4 protein-coding genes (1 of these 4 cut by a window edge) are annotated in these 25,489 nt (G+C 71.8%); all 4 read right to left on the reverse strand.

Annotated features, from left to right (window positions below):
- Window positions 1-20,637, reverse strand: the 5' portion of a protein-coding gene (locus tag OIE12_RS29340; protein WP_329140488.1) for a hypothetical protein. 15,768 nt of this gene lie to the left of the window's left edge; 20,637 of the gene's 36,405 nt are visible here — the first part of the coding sequence; it begins with the start codon at window positions 20,635-20,637; the stop codon falls past the left edge of the window.
- Window positions 20,638-20,657: 20 nt separating this feature from the next.
- Complete coding sequence (locus tag OIE12_RS29345; protein WP_329140490.1) at window positions 20,658-21,017, reverse strand: hypothetical protein; 360 nt, start codon at window positions 21,015-21,017, stop codon at window positions 20,658-20,660.
- A gap of 5 nt (window positions 21,018-21,022) precedes the next feature.
- A complete protein-coding gene (locus OIE12_RS29350) occupies window positions 21,023-21,472 on the reverse strand; it encodes a YbaB/EbfC family nucleoid-associated protein (RefSeq protein WP_329140492.1) in 450 nt (149 codons plus the stop codon).
- A gap of 98 nt (window positions 21,473-21,570) precedes the next feature.
- Window positions 21,571-25,407: an AAWKG family protein gene (locus OIE12_RS29355; RefSeq protein ID WP_329140494.1), complete on the reverse strand. Its 3,837-nt coding sequence runs from the start codon at window positions 25,405-25,407 to the stop codon at window positions 21,571-21,573.
- Window positions 25,408-25,489 lie beyond the last annotated feature (82 nt).

Below are 25,489 nucleotides of genomic sequence, written 5' to 3' on the forward strand. Positions count from 1 at the left end.
CGGGGTGTTGGTGGCGGCGGTGACGTTCTCGATGGTTTGCAGGTAGCGGTGGGGGATGACGAAGGGCTGGTCGCCGTCCGTATTGGCCATGAGGCCGGTGGTGTGGACGGCGGTGCTGTGGGGGTGGTTGCGGAAGAGGAAGTCGTTGTCGCGCTGCTCGTCGGGCAGGCCGAGGTAGTGGAGGAGTTCGTGCAGCAGATCCGCGTCGCTGTGGTTGAGGTCGAAGTGGCGCTGGTTGGCGCGTGACGGGTTGGCCGTGTTCGTGAGGTTGATGGCCTCGGGATGGCTGGGGTCGTCGTGGAGATTGACGGTGAGGTGGAACTGGTCGCGTGAGGTGGGCAGTGCCAGACCGTTGTTGAGGTGGGTGTCGGCCAGGCGGGTCAGGCGCGCGGTGAGCGTGTCGCGTTGTTCCTCGGTGAGTCCGGTGGTGGGCAGGTTGAGGGTGTAGTCGCGGACCCACTTGTTGTCGCCGACCTGGATGCGGCGCACATCCGCGCGGATCAGTGTCGTCGCACCGGAGAGCTTGCCCGGCTCGGGTGGGTTGGCCGTCGGGTCGGCGTGGGGGTCGAAGCGTTCCGTGTGCAGGGTGGCGTGAGGGGCGTGGGGGCGCAGGTGGAACCAGGCGCCCTTGGCGACCGGTTCGGTGACGCGGGGTGCGGGTTCCTGGTTCCTGTTGGTGGGTGCGGGGCGGTGGCGGCCGTCGGGCTGGGTGCTGGGGGCGTCGTCGGCGTGCCGGGGCGCGCTCGACGTCGGGTGGGTGGTCGTGGGGGCGGTGAGCGGGCCCGCCGTGCTCGCGTTGTAGTGGTTGAGGCCGGTGTAGTGCACCTCCAGCGCCGGTGTCGTCGTGACCGGGCCGTACCGCAGGACGATGCCGTGGGTGCCGCCGGCCGGGGTGGTGCCGGGCATGGGCTGGAAGACGTCTATCGGGGCGTCGAGCGTGTCCGCGAGCAGCGGCAGGAAGGCGTCGCCGAGCGGGCTGCCCCACTCGGTGTCCCAGTTCCGCACCGCCTGGGTGAGCGCGGCCGCCTCGGGCCGGGTCAGGGGTGCGGTGCTCTGGTGGTAACCGGCGATGAGCAGCGCCCGGCGCTGGTCCTGCGTCATGGTGGCGAGCGTGGGCAGCGCGTTCTGCGCGCGCAGGTAGGTGAACATCTGGCGGTTGCTCGGCGGGCTGCCCGCCGGGGCGGGCGGTGCGCCCGGCGCGGAGACGGCCTGTGTGTAGAGGGTCTGGAGGTCGACCGGGTCCATGTCCTCGGCGCGCGTCAGTCCCGTGATGCCGAACTGCGCCAGCCGTGCGTCGACCCAGGCGAGCGGCCTGTTCTGGGCCTCGGCCGCGAATCCGCCGACGAGGGCGCCCCGGAGCTGGCCGAGCACGTGGGGCGAGAGCGGACGGCTGCCGTCCGCCGCCGCCGTCAGCCGGGCGAGCACCAGGTTCTGCACCTGCCCCTGGGTGGCACGCAGATGCCCGGTGCCCGGGGCCGTGGTGGCCGGGTTCTGCTCCAGCGCGATCAGTGCCTGCTGCACCTGGGCGGGCCGGCCGAGCCAGGCGGCGGTGCCCGGGTCGAGGGTCAGGCCGGCCTGTTGCAGCCGTTGGCGGACCAGTTGGGGTGCGCTGCCGATGACGGCGTACTGCAGACAGAAGCCGTCGCCGGGGGTCCGGACGAGGTTGCCGCGCGGTGCGACGTACGGGGACGGGGCCGCGGGCGGCGGCGTGGTGACGGTTGCTTTGGCCTTGCCCTTGTCCGTCTGCGTCTTGGTGGTCTTGGGCGGGCTCGTCTTCGCCTTGGTGCCCGCCTTCTTCGGCGGGGGCGGCGGGGGGCTCTGGGTTGTGCCCGTGGTGGTGACCGGGGCGGGGGTGTGGGTCTGGCCGCCGGCCGGGAGGGGCGCGGAGCGGCCGTCGGGGTCGGGCCAGCGGGGCGCGGTGGTGGCGAAGGTGGTCCGCAGCGACTGCTCGGGCGAGGGGGCGTTGTCCCGGACGGTGGCGGACAGGTCCGGCAGCGCCTCGGTGGCCGAGGTCTGGTCGGCGGCGGCCCGCAACTGCGCGCCGACGGTGGTGGCGAGCTGGGTGTTGCGGCGGGTGACCTTGGCGCCGGCCCGGGTGACATGGCCCTGGGCGCGGTTCTCGCGCAGCCGGGCGATGCGCACGTTTTTGCTCCGGCGGACCACGGTGGCCGCGTCGTCGCGTGCCTCCTCCTCGGCCTCGTCGCGTGCCTCCTCCGCCTGGCGGATGCGGTCGGGGCCGATGGTGACGATGTGCTGGGCGCGCTTCAACGCCGCCCGGTCGTCGGCGAGTTGGTCGGTGGCCTGCTGGATGGTGGCCTCGGCGGTGGTGATCGCCGGGAGCACCGCCCGCACCCGGGGATCGTCGGCCACGTCGGCGGCCGGGCGGCTGGAGCGCGGCGCGGTGGTGCCGGTGGTTCCGGAGGTTCCCGTGGTCGTGGTCGTGGTCGTGGTCGTGGTCGTGACGGGCGGCGCGGCCGACGGAACGGCCCCCTGCGCCGCCTTCGCCGTCGCGGCCGCGCGCTCGGCGCGCACGGTGTTCTCCACCGTGGTCAGCCGGTCCAGCGCCCGGCCCAGGTCGCGGCGGCCGTCGGCCGCCTTCCGCTCGTTCGCGGTGATCACCGGCGGCAGCGTCGTGACCGTCTTGCGGGCATCGGCGAGCCCCTGCCGCAGTCTGCCGACCAGTTCCCCGGCCTCCCGGGCGGCCTTCGCGGAGGCGGCGGCGTCGGTCCTCGCGTTCTTCTCGGCGGTGAGCGCGGCCGTCACCGCCTTCCGGGCCCCGTTCAGCACGTCCACGGCGTCGGCGTGGGCGCGGTTGGCGTGCTGGAGCGAGGTGGTGAGGCGGTGCAGCCGGCCGGGGGTGTCGGCGAGCGTCTCGGTGGCGGCGTGCAGCGTCTCCGCCTGGGCGTGGAACGGGGTCCAGGCGGAGACGAGGTCGGGGTCGGCGGTGACGAGGGAGCCGTCGGGGGCGAACCGCCAGCGGCGGATGCCCTCCGGGCCGCGGGTCATCAGCTCCACGGAACGGTTGCCGAGCACGGCGGCGCGGGAGGCCCCGTAGAGCACCTGCCCGAGCCGGGTGCCGTGCGGGTCCGGTCCGACGGACACCCACAACTGCACGCCGTCCGTGCCGGGGGTGAGCGCGGAGTGCAGACGCTCGGGCAGCTCGTGCGGGGCGACGGTGTCCCAGTCGGGAACGAGCGCGGGCAGGTCGCGCACGTGGTCCGGGGACTCGTCCGGGGCGATGAGGCCGTGGCCGAGCAGATCGCGCTCCTCCACCCGCAGGGTGACCGTGCCGGTGACGTGCCGGGTGCCCTCGGGCCCCTCCACCAGCAGGTGGACGTCGGCGTCGACGGCGTAGCTGCGGGTGCCCCGGGCGCCGCTCGCCGGGGCGGAGGTGCTGCCGTTCTTCAGCCAGTCGCGGCGGCTGCCTGTGGTGCTGCCGCCGAAGCTGCTGGGCTGCGTCGAGCGCTGGGCGAGCGGCACGGTGGCACCGGCGAGGTGGTGGCCCTCGCCGTCGGTGCTGAGGAGTTCGGTGAAGGCGGTGGAGAAGGAGTGGTCGGCGCCCGCCGCGGTGCTCACCGTGTCGGTGGTGTTGTGCAGCTGGTCGAGGGTGACGTCGTCGCCGTGCGTGGCGCGGCGCGGGTTGTAGAGCGTGACCGTGATCGACGGCGGCTGCGCGGGCGCCCCCTCGAAGGGGCGGGTGCCGGGCATGCGCCGGGTCAGGTCGGCGGCGAGCCGGGGGCGGTCCAGGGAGACCCGGCCGGCCTGGATGAGCTGCCCGAGGCGGGCCGCCCGGCCCTCCAGCGACACCGAGGTGAGCTGGGAGTGCCAGCGGCCGTTGCTGAGCGGTGCCACCTCGTTGAGCGCGGTCTCCAGATGGGCCCACCCGTCGAAGGCGAACGCCGGGGTCGGCCCCGTCGGGCTGAACATGCCGTCGTCGGCGAGGTACGGAGTGGGCGTCGGGCCGGGCAGCACGGTGTTGCGCGGGTCGACGGTGGAGACGACGGACGGCGCGGTCACCGTTGCCGGCCGCGTGCGCGCGTGGGTCTCGGTGCCGGTGAACCGCAGGGCCAGCCGGACCGGGATGCTGCGGGTACGGGGCGTGCCGCGCGCCAGCAGCTCGTCCATCCACCGCCGCAGATCGCCGCCCGCCTCCGACCAGGCGATGACACCGTTCTGCACCAGACCGCCGACGAGGTTGGGCGGCCAGTCGGCGACCAGCGCCGAGCGGACGGAGACGACGTAGTCGTACTGGAGGCCGTCGAAGTCCGCCCCGTTGTCGGTGCGGAGCCAGAACCGGTTGTCGACGGTGGTCGCCCGCCGCACCGACCTGCTGGTCGCCGCCTGCGGGGTGAACACCGGCGCCGCCCGGTCCACCTTGGACTCCTCGGGCTTCTGGTGCGGCCGCGGATAGCGGGTGGTGACATTGACCCCGAGCTGCTTCTGCCGCACCCACGCCTTGGTCGTCGTCCGCCCCGCCGAGGTGTGCGACTGCCACTGCTCCAGACCCGAGCCCGGGCGCGAGGAGCCCCGGATGCCGGACAGGTTCTGGGTGCGCCGGGGCACCGCCGTCAGCGTGACCTCGACCAGCCGCTCGCCGCCGGTGCCGTGGTGGCGGAAGTGGAAGCGGGTGGTGGCCCGGCGCGGGGTGCCGTCCGGGCCGCGCCCGGGCAGGGCGCGCAGCCCCGCGGTCGAGGTGAGCTGCGCGATCCGGGACCGTACGCCGGGCTGATAGCCGGTGTGACCCGGGGTGAACACACCGGGCGCCTCCGACTCCACCAGGTCCACCAGCTCGCGGTAGACCTGCCCGCGCCGCTCCCGGGGGGTGACCGGCCCCAGCGGGACGGACCCGGCGGGCGCGGCCGTGGCGGGCAGGGGCGCGGCGGGCGGCGTCTGGTACTCGATGACCGAGAGGACGCCGCCGAGCCCCAGCTCGCGGTCGCGGGTGTACGACGACGGCAGCGCCGCCGTCGGGGCCGGCGCCGGCTGCGGGCTGAGTCCCCGCACGGAGCCCATCCACCGTGCGTCACGGGTGACCTGGCCCTGCGAGGTGAGGAACTGCAGACCGTCCCGGACGTCCACGGCGAAGGTGACGGGGTCGTTCGTGCCCAGATCGCCGACCCCGTTGAGCGCGTTGCGCGAACCCGCCCGGAGGGTGACCAGGTAGGTGACGTCGGCGACCACCCGGTGCAGGACGCCGGCCTCGGTGGGGACCCGGTTGACGGCGGTGCTGGAGGAGAGACTGTCCGAGGTGTCGGTGCGCGCCACGTAACCGAAGCGCGCCGAAGGGTTGAACAGTCCCTTGAACGCCTTGGTGCCGGACCGGGAACTGACCCCGATCGTCCCGTCGATCTCCGGGTTGACCTGCCCGGAACCGTCGTCCTTCCCCTTCGGCAGCGCGGGCGGGTTCTGGGAGATCAGCCCGGTGACACCGGTCTGGTGCGACTTGCCGAGCGACTTCTGCTGCTGGGCGCTGTCGGTCGCCGCGACACCCGTCTCCAGATACTGCTTGGTGGTGTCGAGGAGCCGGGCGTTGTGGGCGACGGCCTGGATCTCCAGCGAGTACTGGCCGTCCGCGAGCGTCCCCGGCAGGGTCATGCCCTCGACGACGTAGGAGTTCTTGAAGATCTCGTGGCCGTGGGCGATCAGGCTGCCCGGCGTGGTCGCGGCGTGCCGGAACTCGGCGGCGCGCGTCGTGCTGTCGGTCATGGCCCGCCCGGCGAGCGGCGAGATGCCATGGTCCGACCGCCGGCCGGTGCCGTCGGTCGCGGGTGCGACGCCGGGAGCGGTGACCGGGAGGATCGGACCCGTGCCGGTATTCGTGTTCGCCGACGTGGCCGCGGCGGCCGCCTGGATCCGGTCGCGCAGCTCGGCGACGCCCCGCCGGAAGGCCGAGTCGATGGCGGCGGCACCGCGCACGGTGTCGAACAGTCCGTCGTCCGGCACCCGCACCAGCTCCGGGCGCGGATTGCCGGCGGCGTCGGTGCCGTCGAGCCGTGCCATGTCGGTCGCGTTGGGCCGACGCGGGGCCCCGTCCGGTGGCGTGGTGGGCGGGGCGGGCGCGGGCGTCGCCGAGGGCGCGTGGGTACGGCCCTCCGGCACCGCCAGCCACATCGAACCGGAGACGGTCGGGGCCACCGGCGCGGCCGGCGTGCCCGGGGCCGCGGGCGCGGCGGGGGCCGCCGGCCGGTTCACCTCCTGCCCGAACCGCACGGTGGGCTCGTCGCCGTCGTCCGCGTACAGGTCGAGCGCGAGCAGCACCGGGACCTCGAACTTGTGACTGTCCTGCCCGGTGCCGATGTAGAACTGGTCGTGCCCGGTCGCGCCGCCCACGGTGTCGCCGTGGGTGATCTGGTGACCGTACTGGTAGTCGGCGCCGAAGCCGATCCCGCCCCAGTCGCCCAGTGGCCCGCTCACACTGCCCATCGGCCCCAGCGAGCCGCCGTAGGACTCGCCGCGCTGCTCGCTGTCGCCGCCCGAGGCCTGCGCCAGCCCCATGACCTGGATGCCCGGCAGCACCCGGCGGTGGACGCTGCCGCGCGAGGTGTCCCGGACCGCCGTGAGCAGCAGCCGCACCCGGCGCACCCCGGTGTCGGAGCTGTTGGGCACCTCCAGATGGAGTTCGTGCCCGCCGTCCACCATGGAGTCGGAGGCGGCACGCAGCCCGAGCCGGGAGCGCGCCTCGCGCAGCCGGCGCAGATTGTTGAGCTGGGCGTGCAGCCGGATCTGGTGCTCCGGCTCGTGGTCGCGCGCCGCCTGCTTCAGCTTCCCGCCGATCCCGGTGGCCGCCGGCGCCTTGGGGCCGGGCGGCAGCAGCCCCTCCTCGCGCAGCCATGTCTCGGCACGGTCCCACAGGGGGTTGGCGCCGGTGACGTCGAGCGGGGCCGCGCTCAGCCCGATGCCGTCCAGACGCTCCAACGAGTCCGGCAGCGCCCGCAGTTCGCTCGCGGCGGGCGCGTGGCCGGTGGCATCGTCCTTGGACAGCACCCGCAGGTCCAGACCGTGCGGGCGGGTCAGCAGGGGCGCCTGTGACTCGGTCCCGTCGGGCCGGATCAGGGTCACCTGGTAGCCGACGGCGGCGGGCGTGAGCAGGTGCCCGCGGTTGGTGCGGATCGCGTGCATGGTGCCGGAGGAGATACCGGCGCCGTAGGTGTTGGTGACCGTCGCCTGCGCCTGTCCGCGCGCGCCCAGGCTGCCGCCGATGTGCTTCGAGGAGTCCGGGTGGCCCGCGGAGTGGTCCCCGGTGAGCGCGGCGGCCGCGTTGCCGCTGAGCCCGATGCCGCTGGTGTACTTCGACGACAGGTCCACCTTCGAGAAGTTGACGACATGGCTCTCGAGGTTGATCTGCCCCGCGTTGCTCTGCCGCTGCGGGGTGCCCACCGTGGGCACGGCGGTGAAGTGCAGCATGCCCACCACGTCGCCGTTGCCGTTGACGAGCACCGGCGAGTAGAGACCGCCGTCGAGCTGCGCCGGGAGCAGACCGCGGAGCACCTGCTCGGAGAGGAAGTCGGACACCTGCCCGGCGGCGGTGTCGTCCAGGTCCGCGTGGAAGCTCTGGTGGGTGTGCTCGTAGAGGGCACGGGGGTCGATGACCGAGTCGACGCCGAACAGCGGCAGGTCGTCCGGGTCGGCCGGGGCGGGGAGCGAACCGGGCGCGGGGTCGGCGGCGGTGAGGTGGCGCGGGAACCAGATGGTGGTCGGACCGTGCGACCGCGGGGCGCTCCAGCCGTCGGAGGCGGTGCTGGACGGCTTCTTGGCGGGCGCGGTGACGCCGGGGGCGTCGCGGCGCACCCGCCAGTGGGTGGTGAACTCCACCGGGTCCGACGGCTCGTTGGAGCGCTGGGCGGACGTGGTCTGCACGGCGTACGTGACCGTACTGGAGTCACTCGCCTGGTTGTGCGTGATCGACGCCGTCGCCGCGCCGTCCACCGCCCGCACCGGCGTCGGGGCAGCCACGGGCCAGGACCCGGTCCACGGCACCTGGAAGGTGCGGTAGGTGCCGGAGGGCTGCCCGGAGAAGTTCTCCCGGGTGCCGAAGCCGCGCCGCTCGACGTGCTTGTCGGGGTCACGCGTGTCGAACTCACCCTGGCGCGACGAGGGCCGGGCCCCGGAGAGGGTGAGCTGTACGTCGACGGTGTGGTCGCGTCCGTCGACGGTGATGGTGACCCGGTGACCGCCGGCACTGCGCACATAGGCCAGGTTGAGGGCGAGGTTGGCGCCGCTGAGCCGGTCCTCGACCTGCTCGCGCACCTCGGCGGGCGGGTTGTCCTCGTCGACCCCCAGCTCGGAGTACACCTGCCGGTGCAGCCCGTCCAGCACCTCCGGCGAGAAGGGCTGTATCTGTACGAGGCCGACCGTGCCGTCGGGCAGCGCGCCGTAGTTCCGCACGTAGCTCGACGCGGGCGCCACCGGGGGTGCGGGCGGAGTGGTGGGTGCCTGTGAGGTGGGCCAGGTGGGGGGTTCGGTGGCGGGGTGGGGCGCTTTGTCGGGGTTGAGGGCGGGGGTGTCGGTGTTCTGTCCGGTGTGGTCGTGGAGGGGGGTGTTGGTGGCGGCGGTGACGTTTTCGATGGTTTCCAGGTAGCGGTGGGGGATCTGGAAGGGCTGGTTGCCGTCGGTGGTGGCCATGAGGCCGGTGGTGTGGACGGCGGTGCTGTGGGCGTGGTTGCGGAAGAGGAAGTCGTTGTCGCGTTGTTCGTCGGGCAGGCCGAGGTAGTGAAGGAGTTCGTGGAGGAGGTCGGCGTCGCTGTGGTGGAGGTCGAAGTGGCGTTGGTTGGCGCGGGTGGGGTTGGTGGTGTTGGTGAGGGTGATGGTTTCGGGGTGGGTGGGGTCGTCGTGGAGGTTGACGGTGAGGTGGAACTGGTCGCGTGAGGTGGGCAGGGCGAGGCCGTTGTTGAGGTGGGTGTCGGCCAGGCGGGTGAGTCGGTCGTTGAGGGTGGTGCGTTGTTCGTCGGTGAGTCCGGTGGTGGGGAGGTTGAGGGTGTAGTCGCGGACCCAGGTGTTGTCGGTGGTCTGGATGCGGCGGACGTCGGCGCGGATGAGGGTGGTGGCGCCGGAGAGTTTGCCGGGCTCGGATGGGTTGGTGGTCGGGTCGGCGTGGGGGTCGAAGCGTTCGGTGTGGAGGGTGGCGTGGGGTGCGTGGGGGCGCAGGTGGGACCAGGCGGCCTTGGTGACCGGTTTGGTGATGCGGGGTGCGGGTTGCTGGTTGCGGTTTCTCGGTGCGGGGCGGTGGCGGCCGTCGGGTTGGGTGCTGGGGGCGTCGTCGGCGTGCCGGGGCGCGCTCGACGTCGGGTGGGTGTGCGGGAGCGGGGTCGGGGGTGCGGTGGTGGCGTTGTAGTGGTCCCGGTTGGTGTAGTGAAGCTCGATGACCCGGTCGGCGGTGGGGGAGTCGACGCGGACCACGGTGCCGGGTCCGGTGCCGCCGGGACTCGGGGACCACGCCTCCACGGTTACGCCCAGCGTGTCCGCCAGCAGGGGCAGGAACATCTCGCCGGTGTCGGTGCCCCACATGGTGTTCCAGCTCCGCACCGCCGCGATCGCCTGCCTGTGCTCCACGTCGGTGAAGGGCGCGGGGCTGTCGACGTAACCGGAGGTGAGTACCAGGTGCAGTTGGTCGTCGGACAGGTCGTTCAGCGCGGGCAGCCGGCCGGTGTCCCGCAGGTGGGCGAACATGTGCGGGACGCCCGGGTCCGCCGGGCCGGTCACGCCGTCCTCCTGCAGCGCGGCCCGGTAGCGCGGCGACAGGTCGTCGAGCTGGTCCGGCGACCTCACCCCGTCGATGCCGTACTGCTGGAGGGCGGCGAGGAGTTGGGGCCGGTTCATCGTCGCCGTCTGCGTGGTGAACGAACCGAGCATGCTCTGCCGGGCCTGGCCCACCACGTTGTGCGGCAGCGGACGTCCGCCGTTGTGTGCGTCGCGGAGCCGGTTCTCGGCGAGCGTGCGGAGGAGGTCCGACGTGATGGAGAGTTGGCGCCGGCCCGGAGTGCTCGGCGAATCGATCGTCGCCTGCGCCTCCTCGATGAGGGCCGCGCGCACGTCGTTCGGCCGGCTCAGCCAGGCGTGGGTGCTCGGTGAGACGCTGCTCAGTCCGGGCAGCCGGTCGCGGACCCGTGTGGGGTCGGTACCGATGAAGCTGTAGAGCAGGCACCGGCCGTCGCTGGGAGTCGGCACGGTGTGGCCGCGCGGCTCCCGCACCTGGAAGGGCTCGGGTGCGGGGGGAGTGACCGCGGTGCCGTCCCCGGCGGTCGTCTCCTTGGCCTTTCCCTTGCCCTTGTCCTTGTCCTTGTCCGCGCTGTCTTCCTGGTCGGACGTGTCGTTGTTCTTGCCGGTGTTCTTGTCGTTGTTCTTGTCGGTGTCGTCCTTCTTGTCGGTGTCGTCGTCCTTGTTCTTGTCGTGGGTGTCGTGGGTGTCGTCGTCGCCCGGCGGGTCGGTCTTCGGGGGCTCGGGGGGTGTCGACTCCGGGACGGTGATCTCGGTGCCCGTCTCGGAGTGGTCACCGGTGTCCGACCCCTCCGGTGCGACGGAGCTCAGGTCGCTGTCGGAGCCGTCGTCCTGCCCGGGGGCCGGGAAGTTGCCGGTGGAGGGGTCCGCCTCGCGGGGCACCCCGGAGCCGGGCCAGCGTGGGGCGGTGGCGGCCAGCGTCGTGCGCGAGGTGGGCAGGGCCGGGGGCGCGGAGGACAGGACGAGTGCCGTCGCGGGTGACAGGTAGAGCTGCGCGACGTTCCGCCAGGAGTCGGCGTCGTCACGCCGTGCGGCTGTGGTGGTGATGTCGGAGTCGATCTGGTCCAGTTGCCGCTGTGCCCGGTCCTGGGTCTCCTGCGCGTCGTCCCGGACCAGAGCCTGGTGGTTGGCCAGCCCGCGTTTGCCGTTGGCGTCCGACCGCAGGTCGTTCGCCGTGGTCCGTGCGCCGGGGAGCTGTGCGCGGGCGTCGTTCAGCGCCGGCTCGTCGCGGGTGAGGACGGCCTCGGTGTCCTGGAGGTCCTTGCGGTCCTGCGTCAACCGGCCGCGTACGTCGCCGAGTTCCGTGGTGAGCCGCCGCACCTCGTCGGTGGCCGCCCGGATCTGCTGGGCGAGCCCGGGATCGACAGCGGGCGCGGCATCCCCGCTCGGCCCGTTCGCCGCATGGTTCTGCAGGTCGGTGAGGTGGTTCCGGGCCGCGTCGAGTTCGCCGCCCAGGCGGGTCTCCCGCTGTTCGCCGTTGCCGATGGACGTGGTGAGGGGTGGGATCTTGGCCCGGGCCTCGGTGACGGACGTGGACAGCTCGCCGATGCGCTCCGTCAGGTCACTCAGGTTCTGCTCGGCCACGTCGGCGGCCCGCTCGGCGTCGGTGGCGGCCTCGTCCGCCTTGTTCGCCGCGTCCTTGGCCGCGTCGAGCCTGTCGGTCGCCTGCGTCAGCGACTCCACCGCGTCCGTCCGCAGGCCGTGCAGATCGTTGAGGTCGGCGAGCGCCTGCTCGTGGTCGGCCGTGGCCGTGTCGAACCGGTTGGCCACGAAGTCGAAGTCCGCCCACGCCCGGTCGAGGGCGGGATCGTCCGTGGTGGTGCCGGACGGCGTCGCCCCGTCCGTGCCCGGGCTCGCGTTGGCGACGAGCGTGCCGTCGGGGTTGAACGACCAGACGCGCAGCCCCTCCGGACCCCGCGTGACCAACTCCACCGGGTGCCCGGTCGAGCGCGCCGTCCGGGAGGCGCCGTACAGGGAGAGGGCCAGCCGGGAGCTGTCCGGGTCGGTGCCGGTCGCCACCCAGAACTGGTAGCCGCTGTCCTTCGGGTCGACACCCCGGGCCAGGGCGGCCGGCAGCTCCCGCAGCGGGGTCGACGCCCACTGGTCCGGGGAGGTGCCCGGCCGGTTGGCGGCCAGCAGCGCCGGCAGGTCGTACACCTGGGCGACCGGCCGGGGCGGGGTGATGCCGTGGCCGAGCGCGTCGCGCTCCTCGATGCGGAGGGTGGCGGTGCCGGTGACGTGCCGTACGCCCTCGGGGCCCGACACCTCGATGTGCACATCGGCGCGCACCTCGTAACTGTGGGCGCTGCGCCCCTCCTTGGGCATGCTGGTGCTGCCGTTCTTGAGCCAGTCCCGGCGGGTGCCGGACACGGTGCTGCCGAAGTTGCTCGGATCGGCGGGCCGTTGCAGCACCGGCGGGGTGGCGCCGACGAGGTTGCGGTCGGGGTCGTCGGCGCTCAGCACGAACGGCAGGGACACCCCGGCGGTGGTGTCGCCGCCGGAGAGCGTGCTGCTGCTGTCGAGGGTGATCCGCAGCCGGTCCAGGGACACGTCACCGGTGTTGGTGACCACCCGGGGCCGGTACAGCGACACCGTCAGGGTGGGCCGTTCGTCCGGTTCCCCCTCCAGCGGGAACGCGCCCGGCATCGACGGCAGCATGCCGCCGACCTGACGCGGGTTGTCCAGCGACACGGTGCCGGCCTGGAGCATCTCGCCCAGCCGCACCGACGCGTTCTCCTCGGAGGTGGAGGCCGGCCGGGCGCGCCAGCCGCGGCCCGTGGCGGGGTTGGTCTCCTCCAGGGCCGTGTACAGCTGGTCCCAGGCGTCGAACCCGTACACCGGGGTGCTCCCGGTGGGGTGGAACAGCTCCTGCTCGCGCAGCGGGGGCGGCGCGGTGCTGTGCGTACGCCGGGGATCGAACTCGGACACCGAGGGCGCCACCGGCGGCCGGGAGGCGCCGGTGGCGGCGTCGGCCGCCTCGCTGCCGGTGAACCGCAGACTCACCCGGGCCGGCACCCGCGCCTGGCCGCCGAGCCCGCCGCTCAGTGTGCGGCTGATCCAGCTGCGGGTCCCCGGGTCCGCGTCGTCCCACGCCAGGAAGCCGCGCTGGACGATCGCGCCCAGCACGTTGGGCGGCCAGTCCGTGACCAGGGAGGTGCGGACGGTGGCGGTGAACTCGTACTCCAGACCGTCGAAGTCGGCGGCGCTGTCGGTGCGCAGCCAGAACCGGTCCTCGGCGGTGTGGTTCCGCTTGTCGATCTTGCTGGTCGCGGAGATCAGATGGAACGAGGGACCGAGCCGGTCGGTGCGCTCGTCGTCGTGGGGCCGGGTGAAGCGGGCCATCGGGTTGAAGGTGTAACGGTGCTGCCGGCCCACCGTGTCCGACGTGGACACGCCCGACGCCGTCTGCGAACCCCACTGCTCCATACCGGACTTGTCGGTCGGCACCGCGGTGCCGCGGATCTTCTGCCGCTCCTCGCGGGTGGAGGTGGGCCGCGCCGAGAGGGTCACCTCGACCAGGGCCGCCCCGCCGAACCGGTGGTGCCGGAAGGCGAACCGGGTCTGTCCGTTGCCGCGCCCGATCAGCGCCCGCTTGCCGGAGACACCGGTGTGGTCGGCGAGCAGGGCGGCGACGCCGGACAGATAGGAGGCGTGGCCGGGCGTGGTGGTGCCCGGCGCGAACCGGTCCACCAGCTGCCGTACCTCGTCGTGGAGCCGGTTGCGCTGCTCGACCGGCCTCGGCCCCGTGCTCAGCTCGGTGACCGAGCTGACCGAGGCCAGGCCGAGGGTGCCGTCCTGGATGTACCGGCTGGGCAGCGGCGGCTCCTGCTTGTCCGCGGGCTCCGTCTCCGGGGGCAGCCCCTGGACGCCGCCCATCCACCGCCGGTCGCGCCGCAGCTGGTTCTCGGTCATCAGGAACTGGAGCCCGTCCGGCACGTCCACCGCGAGGGTCACGTCCCCGTTGGGGCCGACGCCCACGGAGTTGGCGAGCACGTTGCGGTTGCCGGAGCGGACGGTGAGGAGATAGGTGACGTCCGCCGTGACCCGGTGCTGGTGTCCCGCCTGGGTGGGCACCCGGTTGGTGACGGTGGTGGACGTGAGCGTCTCGGACTTGTCGGTCTTGCGGTCGTACTGGTAGCGCCCGGACGGGCTGAACCGGGACGGCCGGCCGCCGTCGGGACCGACGGGCTGCGCCGTGGACGGCGAGCCGTCCACGCCCGGGCTGGGGCTGGTGAAGAACTGCTCGCCGTCGCCGTCCTGCCCGGACTGCGGACGCGGCAGGTTGTTCTGCGTGAAGGTGCCGCCCACGCCGAACTGGTGGCTCTTGCCGAACCCCTTGAGCTGCTGCGCCGAGTCGGCGGAGGAGATGCCCGTCTCCAGGTACTGGTTCAGGCTGTGCGTCAGCCGGGGCGTGTGGGCGATCGCCCGGATCTCGACGGAGACCTGCCGGTCGGAGCCGATTCCGGGCAGTGTCAGCCCCTCCAGCACATAGGTGCCGCCGAAGAGCTGGTGGCCGCGGGCGGTCAGCGTCGCGGGGGAGAGGGCGGTGGCGCGGGACTCGGCGGCCACGGTGGTGGGGTCGGCGGCGGAGTTGCCCGTCAGTGAGGCGGTGAGGAAGGTGGCGAACCGGTTGAAGGCCCGGGAGACCGGTCCGGGAATGGAGGGAGCGGCGGTGGGCGCCGGGGTGTTCGTGTCCGGCGAGGCGTCCGAGGTGTCCGTGGTGTCGGACGTGTTCGACGTGTCCGAGGTGTCGGACGTGGGCGGAGCCGTCGGTATGTCGCCCGTGACGATCCGGCCGAAGCCGTTCTGCAGCGCCCCGGAGCCGCGCACCACGTCGACCAGGGCGTCGTCCGGTATGCGTACGACGTCCGGCCGGGGCGCGCCGCTCTCGTCCGTCATCCCCAGCCGGTCCAGGTCGAGCTGCGAGACCGGGCGGACGGTGAACGGCCGCTCGGCGGGCTCGTTGGCGGGCGCTGTCGTGGGCTCGTTGGCGGGATCGGTGGTGGACTCGCCCTCCGTGGCGGGGTCCGCGAGGGGCAGGGTCCGCCCGTGCGGCACGGCCAGCCGGACCGTGCCCCGCACCCCGCGGTACTCCGGATCCGGGCCCATCTCCAGATCGTCAGGGGCGTGCGGTACGGGCTCGGGGGCGCCGAACCTGACCTGCGGATCGGTGCCGGGGCCCTCGTACAGGTCGAGCGTGAGGAGCGCCGGCACCTCGAACACGTGGGTGTCCTGGTCGCCGGTGCTGATGAAGAACTGGTCGTGGCCGACCGTGGTGGCGGTGGTGTTGCCGAGCGTGGTGTGACCCGTGAACTGGTAGTCGCCGGTGCCGCTCGCGGTCCAGGTGTGCCCCGGCAGCGGGATGGACGGTCCGCCGCCGAACCCGCCGCCCAGCCCGTAGGTGTTGCCGAGCTGCCCGTTGCCGCCGCCCGCGAACTGCGAGACGCCCTCCACCTGGATGCCGGGCAGCACCGTGGCGTGGGTGACCGGCCGCCCCGGGTCCCGGGCGGCGCCCAGGACCAGCCGCACCCGGCGCCGCCCCGTCACCGAGGGGACCTCCAGGAACAGCGAGTGGCCGCCGTCCACCATGGAGTCGGTCGCCGCCCGCAGCCCGAGCTGGGACCGCAGCTCCCGCAGCCGCCGCAGGTTGTTCAACTGCGCCTGCACCAGTGTCTCGTCGGGCAGCATGCTCCGCGGGGTACGGGACGAGGGCGGCAGCAGGCCCTGGCCGCGCAGCCAGGTCTCCGCCTCGTCGAACAGCGTGTCCGCGTCGTTCACACCGAGCGGCGCGGTCGACTGCCCGATCGACTCCAGCGAGTCCAGCTCCCGCGGCAGCCGGCGTTCCTCGCCCTTGGCCTTGTCCGGCGCGTGCCCCTCCGCGTCCGCGCGGCTGAGCACCCGCAGATCGAGACCGTGCGTCCAGGTGCCCGGCGCGTAGGTCGCCGTGCTTCCGTCGGGCCGGATCAGCGTGAGCGTGTAGGTGACGTCCGACTCGGTCAGCAGATGGCCGCGGTTGGTGCGCACCGCGTGCATCGCGGCCGCGAGCGAGCTGGTGCCGAACGCGTTCTGCGCCGCGATACTGGCGCTGCCCTTCCCGGCGAGACTGCCGCCGACGCTGCCGGTGGCGTCCGGATGGCCCTGCCGGGTGTCATGGGTGAAGGACGGGCCGATGCTGCCGGTGAAGGTGACCCCGCTGTTGAACGCGGTCTTCTGGTCGTTCTTCACCGTGTTGACCAGGTGGCTCTCCAGGTTGATCTTGCCGTCGATGCTCTTGGCGACCCGGTTCCGCGGCACGACGACCGTGTCAAGGCGCACCATGCCGACTGCCCGGCCGTGCGCGTCGGTGAGCACCGGCGAGTACAGCCCGCCGTCGAGCTGCATGGGCAGCGTGCCGCGCAGCACCGGCTCGGACAGGAAGTCCGCGAGCTGGGAGGAGGCCGTGGCGTCGAGGTCCGTGCGGAACTCGTGCGCCGCGCCCTCGTACAGGCGGCGCGGGTGCAGGACGGAGTCCACGCCGAAGATCGGCAGGGTGCTGGGGTGCGCGGCCTCGGGCAGCGTCTGGGACGGGTTGTCGTGCGCGTCCACCAGATGCTGCGGGAACCAGAATGTGAGCGGGCCGTGCTGCGCCGCCGGGCCCCAGTCGTGCGCCGGGTCCACGGGCGGGGCGACCGCCGACCCGGGGTCGGGTGCGGTGCCGGGGTCGCCGGCGACGGTGCCGTCAGTGCTGCCCGTGTTCGGCGGCGCCGTCGGGGGCGCGTCCACCCGCACCTGCCAGTCGCCGGTGAAGTCGTAGGCGCGCGAGGGCTCGTTGCTGCGCTGCGCGCTGGTGGTCTGCACGACGTGGGTGACGGTGGTGGAGCCGTCCGCCTGGTTGTGGGTGAACGTCGCGCCCAGCGACAGGTCCACCGCGCGGACCGGGCCCGCGTGCTCGATCGGCAGTGAACCGGTCCACGGCACCGGAAGGGTCGAGAACGTGCCGGACTGCTGCGCCGAGACGCTCTCCCGGGTGCCCTGGCCGCGCCGCTCCACATGCTTGTCGGGGTCACTCGTGTCAAGCGTGCCCTGCCGCGCGGAGGGCCGCCTCTTGCTCAGCGCCAGTCGTACGTCGACGTCCCGGTCCCGGCCGTCGACGCGCAGGGTGATCCGGTGGCCGCCCAGACTGCGCAGATACGGCAGGTGCAGCGCCATCCGCTCGGCCGACAGCACGTCCTGGAGCTGCGTCAGCACCGGGTCGCCGGCGGCCGGGGCCGGCCGGTTCAGCGCCGCGATCACCTGGCGGTGCACCGCGTCCACCACGTCCGGCGAGATCGGGTTGACGTACACCAGGCCGACCTGGCCGTCGTGGCGTCGCCCGTAGCCGTCGAGGTAGGAGGGGCGCCGGCCGCCGTCCGGCTCCGGTGTGGTCGTGGTGTCGTCGGGCGACGTCACGGTGATGGTCGGGATCACCGGTGTGACGGTGTCCTCGGGCGGGTCCTGCGGAGGGGTCTGCTCGGTGTCCTCCGGCGGGGGCGGCGCCGCGGAGGTCGTGTCGACGGGGGCCGGGGGCGGAGCCGGGGTGGTGTCGGTGACCGTGTCCGGAGTGGTGTTCGGCAGCGGTGCGGGCGACGTCACGGTGCCCGGAGCCGGCATGCTCGACGAGGTGGTGATCGGCTGCGGGACGTCGGCCGGCGTCGTGCCGGTGCCGCCGCCGCGGACGCGGACGGGGAGCCCGAGGTCGTTGCGGAGGCGGTCGGCGAGAGCGACGGCCGCGGGGCGGCCGCCGCCGTTGGCCAGTGTGTCGGCGACCTGGCGCACGGCGTCCCGGTAGGTGTCGACGGCGTGCCGGGAGTCGGCGAGCACGGGGTGCAGTTCCAGCGGCAGGACGAGTCCGGCCGCCGAGTCCCACGCCTGCCGTACGGTGCCGGGGTCCAGGTCCGGCAGCGACTGGGCGAAGTCGTCGTAGGAGCCCTGCCACAGCCGCTGGGAGGCCTGGGAGGCGACGGTGTCCAGGCCCTCCGGCCACGGACCCGGCCGGTTCATCAGCACCTTGACCTGGTCGACGGGGTCCAGCCCGCTGTCGGCCAGGGACACCCGGCCGTCGCCCAGCGTGAACTGCGTGTGCAGATCGGGGCCGACCATCACCCCCGCCGCGGTGATCTCGTCCCGGGTCACCGTGGTGTCGGGGCCCAGTCGCGCCGGCAGGTCGTCGGGGAGGTCGTCGGCGGTCACCTGCGAGGCGATCCACTGCCGCTGCGTCGCGTCCCGCTGCACGACGGGGGCGGGCGCGGGGTGCGCGGAGGGGACGACCGGGGCGTACGGGTCGACGCCGAGGTCCCGCAACCGGTCCTCGGTCCCGGCCAGTTGCTGCCCGGCCTGCTCCGCCCGTTGGTTCGCCCGGTGGAGCGCGTCGAGGTCGCGGCTGCTTCCCTCGCCGCTCTCCACCCGGGTGCGGATCCGCTCGACGTCGTTCGTCGCGTCGGTGAACTCCCGTACGGCGTCGTCGTGCTGGTCCCGCGCGTCGGCGACGTCCGTGACGTCGGGGTCGGAGGACACCTCCGGCCCCTTGCCCTTGCCGGTCACGCCCTGCGGGGTGCCGGTGTGCGTCGGCGTGCCGTGGCTGGTCGTGGGGACGGGGGCGGCGACGTCGGAGGTGTCGTCCGTCGCCGTCGTGCTCGTCGTGTCACTCGTGCTGGACGTATCGCTCGTGTGGGACGTGTCGTCCGTCGTGCTCGCCGTGCTCGTGTTGCTCGTCGGGTTCGACGTATCGCCCGTCGTGCTCGACGTATCGCTTGTCGTGTCGTCCGTGCTGGACGTGTCGTCCGTGTGCGACGTGTCGTCCGTGTCCGGGGCAGAGTGGTCGGACTGCCCCGGCGCGGGCGTCCGCGTGCTGTTGCCCGTGCCCGGCGTCGGGGACCCGGTGGAGCCGGTGGAGCCGGTCGGCCCGGTGGACGACGAGGTGTGCGGCAGCGGTGCGCCGGTGGTCGGCAGCGGCGTGCCGGCGGTGTCCTCGGGGCCGGGCGAGCCCTTGGACTGGTCGGTGTCCGGACTCCCGGTGTGCGCGACCGTCTCGTCGTCCCCGAACAGGCTCTCGGTGTCCGTGTCGCTGTCGCTGTCGTTGCCGCCGAGGGGCCTGTCGAAGACGCTGTCGGTGTCGGTCTCGGCGTCGCTGTCGTCGAACAGACTGTCGTTGTCGTCGTCGAACAGGCCGCCGTCGTCCTGGGTGTCGCCCAGCCCCTGCGAGGTCGTGGACCCGGGCCGTACCCCGCCCCCGGACGGAACCGTGCCCCCGTGCGGCGCGCTGTTCCCGGGCTGGGGAGCGCCGTTCCCGACGTGCGGCGCGCCGTTCCCGGTGTGGTCCCCGGTGAGGCCCTGGGACGCCTTGGGGCCGACGCCGTCGACGTGCACCCCGTCGAGATGCCCGCCGTCGAGATCCATGTCGCCGAGCTTGACGTCGTTGAGGTCGATGTCGTCCAGGTCGACGCCGGACGGGCCCCGGCCGGTGCTCCCGTTCCCGTCGAGGTCCAGGTCGTCGAGGCCGCCGGACTGCGTCTTCGGCGAGCCGGACCCCGGGCGGTCCTGGTTGCCGCCGCCCGTGGACGACGTGCCGCCGGGCGGCGGCGTGAGGGAGGGGCCGAGGTCGGGGGCGTCCTTGCCGTCGCCGGGGTTGTTGTCGGACGAGTGGCCGGAGGAGGAGTCGTTGTCCTCCGAGCCCGGGATGTCCGTACTGCTCGTCGTGTTGACGTTGGGCGGCTTGTTGATGTTGAACTTGCCGCCGAACGCCGCCGCGCCCTGGCCGAGATGGCGCTCGCTCACCGAGCTGAGGCCGCCGCCGAGGAACGTCATCGGCCCCTCGGTGGGGAAGTGGAAGATCGCCGCCGTCGCCTGCTCGCCCAGCGCCTCCGCGCCGCCCTCGGCGAGGAAGTGGTGCACGTCCTCGCCGAGTTCGTGCTTGAACCGGTCGATCGGGGTCGGCTTCGGCTTCGGCACCGGGGTGAAGTCGGGCGTCGGCACGGTGTTGGGTCCCGGACGCGGCTTCGGCTCCGGCGTCGGGTCGGGCTTGGGATCGGGCCTCGGATTCGGCTCCGGGTTCGGGTTGGGCTTCGGATGGGGCTTCGGGTCCGGGTGCGGATTGGGCTTGGGGTTGGGGTTGGGCTTGTTGTTGTTGAACTTGTTGTCGAACTTGTGGTTGAACTTGTTGCCGTCGCCGGTGAGATCCTTGAACAGGTTGCTGTTCGTCAGGTTCTTGAAGTTGTTCTTCAGGCCCTTGAGGATGTCGTTCAGGAATCCGTGGAACAGGCCGGTGAACGCGCCGAAGACACCGTCCTGGATGATCTGGTTCCAGTCGAACCCGTCCGGCCTGCGGCCCTTGGGCGCGCCCAGCATCATGCCCAGCCGGACGGCGAACGTCTGGAACGCCTCCTCGAACATCTCCGAGAGGCTGGGCAGCGCATGGCTGCGCTTGAACAGCCACTGCAGCACCGTGAGGATCGCCACCCGGCTGCGCGCCTTCGCCACGGCGGCCTGGCTGGAGGCGGTGCCGCCGGTGAAGATGGACAGCGCCATGATGATGGCGAGTTCCAGCAGCAGCGTGATCAGCTCGGCGATGATCTGCCACTTGGCCTCCATGATGTCCATGGAGGACTGCGTGCGGGACTTCTCCAGGTCGTCGAGCTGCTTGGCGAAGTCCTGGAGGTAGTTGACGCCGCCGTCGTCGAGGAACATGTGCATCGCGCGCACATAGTTGGCCCCGACCTTCGGGGGCAGGGACCGGCCCACGCCCCCGGCGGTCGCCCCGATGACGTCCGACAGGTCCCGCATGCGCCGGGCCAGCCGCCCGTACGGTTTGCCGTTGGCGAAGGCCATGTCCTCGTCGGCCTGGAGCATCTTCTCGCCGATCAGCACGAACAGCAGATTGTTCAGCTGCGGCGAGACCTGGATGCTCATGGGAGGAGGACCCCGGGCCGTCAGCGCTTGCCGCTGTGCGAGCCGCCGCCGTTGTTGTTGATGTGGGAGTCGTGAATGGCGTCGAGGACGCCGTTCTGCGTGCCCACGACGCTCTTGACGTTCGCGATCGTGCCGTTGCCCGCGCTCACGAGCGCGTTCGTGAGGGCCTCGCCGGTGGAGATCGCGCCCTCGCGCTGCTCCTTCTCCTTGGGCTTCATCTGCTTGGCGTAACTGTCGGAGTCACCGCACCAGTCGGCGGTCTCCGACACGTCGGTGACGAATTCCTGGACCATCTCGGTGACCATCTGGCTGATCTGCTCGATCTGCCGGGTCCCGGCCATCAGGGCGTGGGGATTGGCGAAGTACGCGTTCTCCGTCATGGTCCTCAGTCCTCCGGATCCTCGCTGATCTCGTCGCGGAGCCGGCCGGATCCGCGACGCCGGTCACTCTTCGGGCCCTCCAGCACACCGGGCCCGAAGATCTTGTTCCAGTCCACGTCGAAGCCACTGAGCTCGGGTGCCTCGGAGCTTGGTCTGGTGAACGGTTCGAACGTCGCCATGACCTTCCGTGCCATGCGCGCCCGCGCCTCCTGAACCGCCTCCAGCACACTCGCCGCAAGCTGACCTGCGGGCATCGTACGGTACTTGTCGTCGAGAAAGGTCACCGACGTCAGATCGCCCTGTGCGGTGACGGTCACCTCGACCACGCGGTCGGCGGAGCGCACCGTGGCCTCCGCGTGCGCGAGTTGGCCCTCGGCCCGGGCCACCGCGGCCTCGGTGGCCTCCAGTTCGGCCATCGCCTTGGCCAGCCGCTGTTCGATCGACTCACTGTCCACCGCGCACCATCCCCGTGTCGCCTTTCCCTCTGCTCCTCGACTGCCCCGCGCGGTGACGGACGACCGTGTGCCGTCCGTCACCGCGCGGAAGGGGCCCGTCAGCGGCCGAGCACCGCGGGCGCCCCGCCCTCGTCCGTGCCCCAGACGTCCTCGTCCTCGGTGAGCCAGGCGTCCCGGGCCCGGTCGCCGCTCTCCGTGGAGCGGCCGTTCTGGCCGGCGGCCCCGGGGCCGCCCACCGGGAACGGGGCGCTGGAGGTGGTGGGCCGGGTGTACACGACGTCCTCGTCCTCGTCGACGCCTGCCGCCCTGCCTCCCCGGCCGCGCCGGACGCCGGCGCCGGTGGGGTCGGTGAGGACGGCCCGGGTGCGTTCGTTGTTGCCGCCCTGGCCGCCGCCACCACCCATGCCGCCCATGCCCGGCATGCCGCCGCCGCCCATGCCCATCGGGCTCATGGGGGTGCCGTTGCTCGCAGTGGTCTGCGCGTCCTGCGAGGAGCCGAAGCCGGCGTTGAGGGCCACGCCCTCGGATGCGTTGCCCGAACGCAGCGAGCCGCCGTCGTACGGGGTGCTGTCGTAGTCGTCGTAGTCGAGGTCGGAGCCGGAGTCCAGGGCGTCCGAGGAGTTGAGTGAACCGCCTCCCAGCCCGCCGCCGTTCAGCGAGGTGGAGCCGCCGCCCAGCGAGAGGGAGTCGCCGTTGCCGTTCAGGCCGCTGGTGTCCAGCGAGGAGTTGGTGTTCAGACCGTCGGTGTTGAACGAGGACGACGACAGACCGTCACCGTTGATGTCGGTGGTGGTCGAGTGACCGCTCGGATCGGTGGTGGTCAGTTCCCCGGTGTCGGGGTTGAGCTGCTGGGTGGAGCCGTCGGGGAACTTGGTGGTGAGGGTGCCGTCGTCGTTGAGCGTGGTGGTCGAGCCGTCCGGGTTGGTGAAGCTCTCGCCCGGGTTGAGGTGGGTCGTGGTGGTGTGCCCGGAGGAGTCGGTGACGGTGACGTTCCCGGTGTCCGGGTTGATGTCCTGCGTCGACCCGTCCGCGAAGTCGGTGTGAAGCGTGCCGTCGGAGTTCAGGTGCGCGCTGTTCCCGTCCGGCGTCGTGAACGACCCGGAGTCCGGCACGAGATTGGTCGTGGTCGAGTGCCCGGACGGGTCCGTGGTGGTGAGCTGCCCGGTGTCGGGGTTGAGCTGCTGGGTGGAGCCGTCGGGGAACTTGGTGGTGAGGGTGCCGTCGTCGTTGAGCGTGGTGGTCGACCCGTCCGGGTTGGTGAAGCTGTCGCCCGGGTTGAGATGGGTGGTCGTCGTGTGCCCGCCGGCGTCCGTGAGGGTGAGGTCGCCGGTGTCCGGGTTGAACGTCGAGTGGGACCCGTCCGTGAAGTCGGTGCTGAGGCTGCCGTCACCGTTGAGCTGCGAGGTGCCGCCGTCCGGCGTGGTGAACGAACTCGCGTCCGGGGTGAGGTTCGTGGTGGTGGTGTGTCCGGACGGGTCCGTGTTGATGAGTTCCCCGGTGTCGGGGTTGAGCTGCTGGGTGGAGCCGTCGGGGAACTTGGTGGTGAGGGTGCCGTCGTCGTTGAGCGTGGTGGTCGACCCGTCCGGGTTGGTGAAGGTGTCGCCCGGGTTGAGATGGGTCGTGGTGGTGTGTCCGCTGGGGTCCGTGACGGTGAGGTCGCCGGTGTCCGGGTTGAACGTCGAGTGCGAACCGTCCGCGAAGTCGGAGCTGAGGGAGCCGTCCCCGTTGAGCTGTGCGCTGCCGCCGTCGGGCATGGTGAAGGAACCGTCGGTCGGGTCCAGCGTGCCCTGGGAGTTGAGGCTTCCGTCGGGGTTGAGCGTGGTGACCTGGCCGGTGGTCGGATCCAGGGTCTGCTGCGAGCCGTCCGGGAAGGTGGTGGTGAGCGTGCCGTCGTCGTTGAGCTTGGTGGTGGAGCCGTCCGGGTTGGTGAAGGAGTCGCCCGGATTGAGGTGACTGGTGGTGGTGTTCCCGTTGGGGTCGGTGACGGTGAGGTCACCGGTGTCCGGGTCGAACGACGACGAGGAACCGTCCGGGAAGTCCGAGGTGAGGGTGCCGTCGTCGTTCAGCTGGGTGGTGGCTCCGGTGGGCGAGTTCAGCTTCTTGGTGTCGGTGTTGCCGTTGTTGCCGCCCAGACCGAGGTTGTTGGGATTGAGCGACATGAGCGCCGTCGGGTTGTTCGGGTCGCCGTTCAGCGCGCTGTTGTCGTCGGTGGTGAACGCGTCGTTCAGTCCGTTGTTGAGGTCGTCGCTGAACGTCTGGAGGCCGTCCCCCAGACCGTCCCCGAGATCGTTGAGATTGTTGTTGAGGTCGTTGTTGAGATTGTCGAAGTTGTCCCCGAGGCTGTTGAGGTTCTTGTCGAGCCCGTCGCCCAGGTTGTTGAGATTGTCGCCGATCCCGTCGCCGAGGTCGTTGAGATTCTCGTTGAGGTCCTTGTTGAGGTCGTTGAAATTGTCCCCGAGACCGTCCAGGTTCTCGTTGAGGTCCTTGTTCAGATCGTTGAAGTTGTCGCCGATCTTGTCGAGGTTGTCGTTCAGGTCGTCGTTGAGGTCGTTGAAGTCGTCGCCAAGGGTGTTGATGTTGTTGCCGAGGTCGTCGAGATACTTGTTGAGCTTGTCGTTGTTCTCCTTGTTCTCCGCCTCGGCGATCTCGTTCTGTTCCTTGGTGAGAACCTCTTGGAGCGTCTCGGAGTTCTTGTTCTTGACCTCGTTGTCGATGGCGTCGACCACGTCGATCCAGGCGTTCTTGAGGGTGCTGAGGGCGGTTTTCGACGGGCCGCCCACCTTCTTGTCGGCGTAGTCCGCCCAGGACTTCACCGCCGCGTCGGAGATCTTCTCCCAGGTGGTCTTCTGGGTGAGGTCGCCGTACTCGGACACCTGCTTGAACCCGGCATCGGTCGAATAGGACGTGCTCGTGTAGCTGCTGCCCTGGTAGCCGCTGTAGGTGGTCGTCTTCGACTGCACGTGATTGATGTTGTTGTCGATCACGAACTTGCTGACGCTGTCGAGGACCTGCGTGAGGTGGTAGTGCGGGTCGTGCTTGCCGTCCGTGGCCCAGTCGTCCCACGCCTTCTGCACGGCGATCGCCGCGTCCCGCGCGGCGAACATCGCGGCGACCAGCGCGTCGCTCACCTTCGACTTCGGATGGTAGTCGCCGTAGATGTTCATCGCCGAGTACTCACGTCCGCCCAACTGGCTGACGTACCCGTCGTAGTTGGTCTTGAGCTCCTTCAGCAGGTGCCAGAAGAGACTGGCCGCCTTCCCCTTCCAGGCGGCCTGGTCCTCGCCGAGCGACTTCATCCACGCGGCGACGGTGTCCGAGTGGTCCATGAAGAACTGCATCGCCCGGTCGAAGGACTGCGCGGCGGAGACGAAGCTCGTCAGGTCGACGGTGTTGGCGTCGGTGACGCTGAGGCCGGCGTACTCGAAGTCCTCCGTGCTGTAGTTCGAGACCAGCCTGTCGATGGCCAGCTTGCTGCCCGAGATGTACTGCGCCATCGGCCCGGAGTCCCACTGGGTGTGCGAGTACGACCCCTCGAACTTGCCGCCGCCGGTGATCTCCTTGTCGCCCCAGAGCGTGGCACGGCCCTGGTCGTTGACACCGACGCCGATCATGATGATCCGGGCCTTCTTCATGTGCACACTGTTGTGCGCACCGTCCCCGCCGGCGTCGTAGAACGCGAGGACGTAGTCGTCCCCGCCGCTGGTCTGCGTCCGGTAGAGCGCCGTGTAGTCGTCCGCGGTCACCGCGCGCATGTCCATGCCCGAGATCTCCATGCGGAAGAGCTGGAGGCCCGAGAAGTCGTCACTGCTGGCGCTGGAGAGACTCTTGAACAGAGAGGCCCGGGAGGGGATGGCGTAGCCGGTCAGGTTGATGACCGCCTCGGCGAAGTAGTCGTCTTCGTCGTAGGTCGCGGTACCGGTCGTGCTGTCGGCCATGGGACGGAGCTCCGCTGCTGAGAAGGGTGGGGGGGAAGGGCGATGGACCTACCTGGGGGTGCCCGAGCGGCCGGCTCGGGCG

The sequence above is a fragment of the Streptomyces sp. NBC_00670 genome, from assembly GCF_036226765.1.
GTDB lineage: Bacteria > Actinomycetota > Actinomycetes > Streptomycetales > Streptomycetaceae > Streptomyces.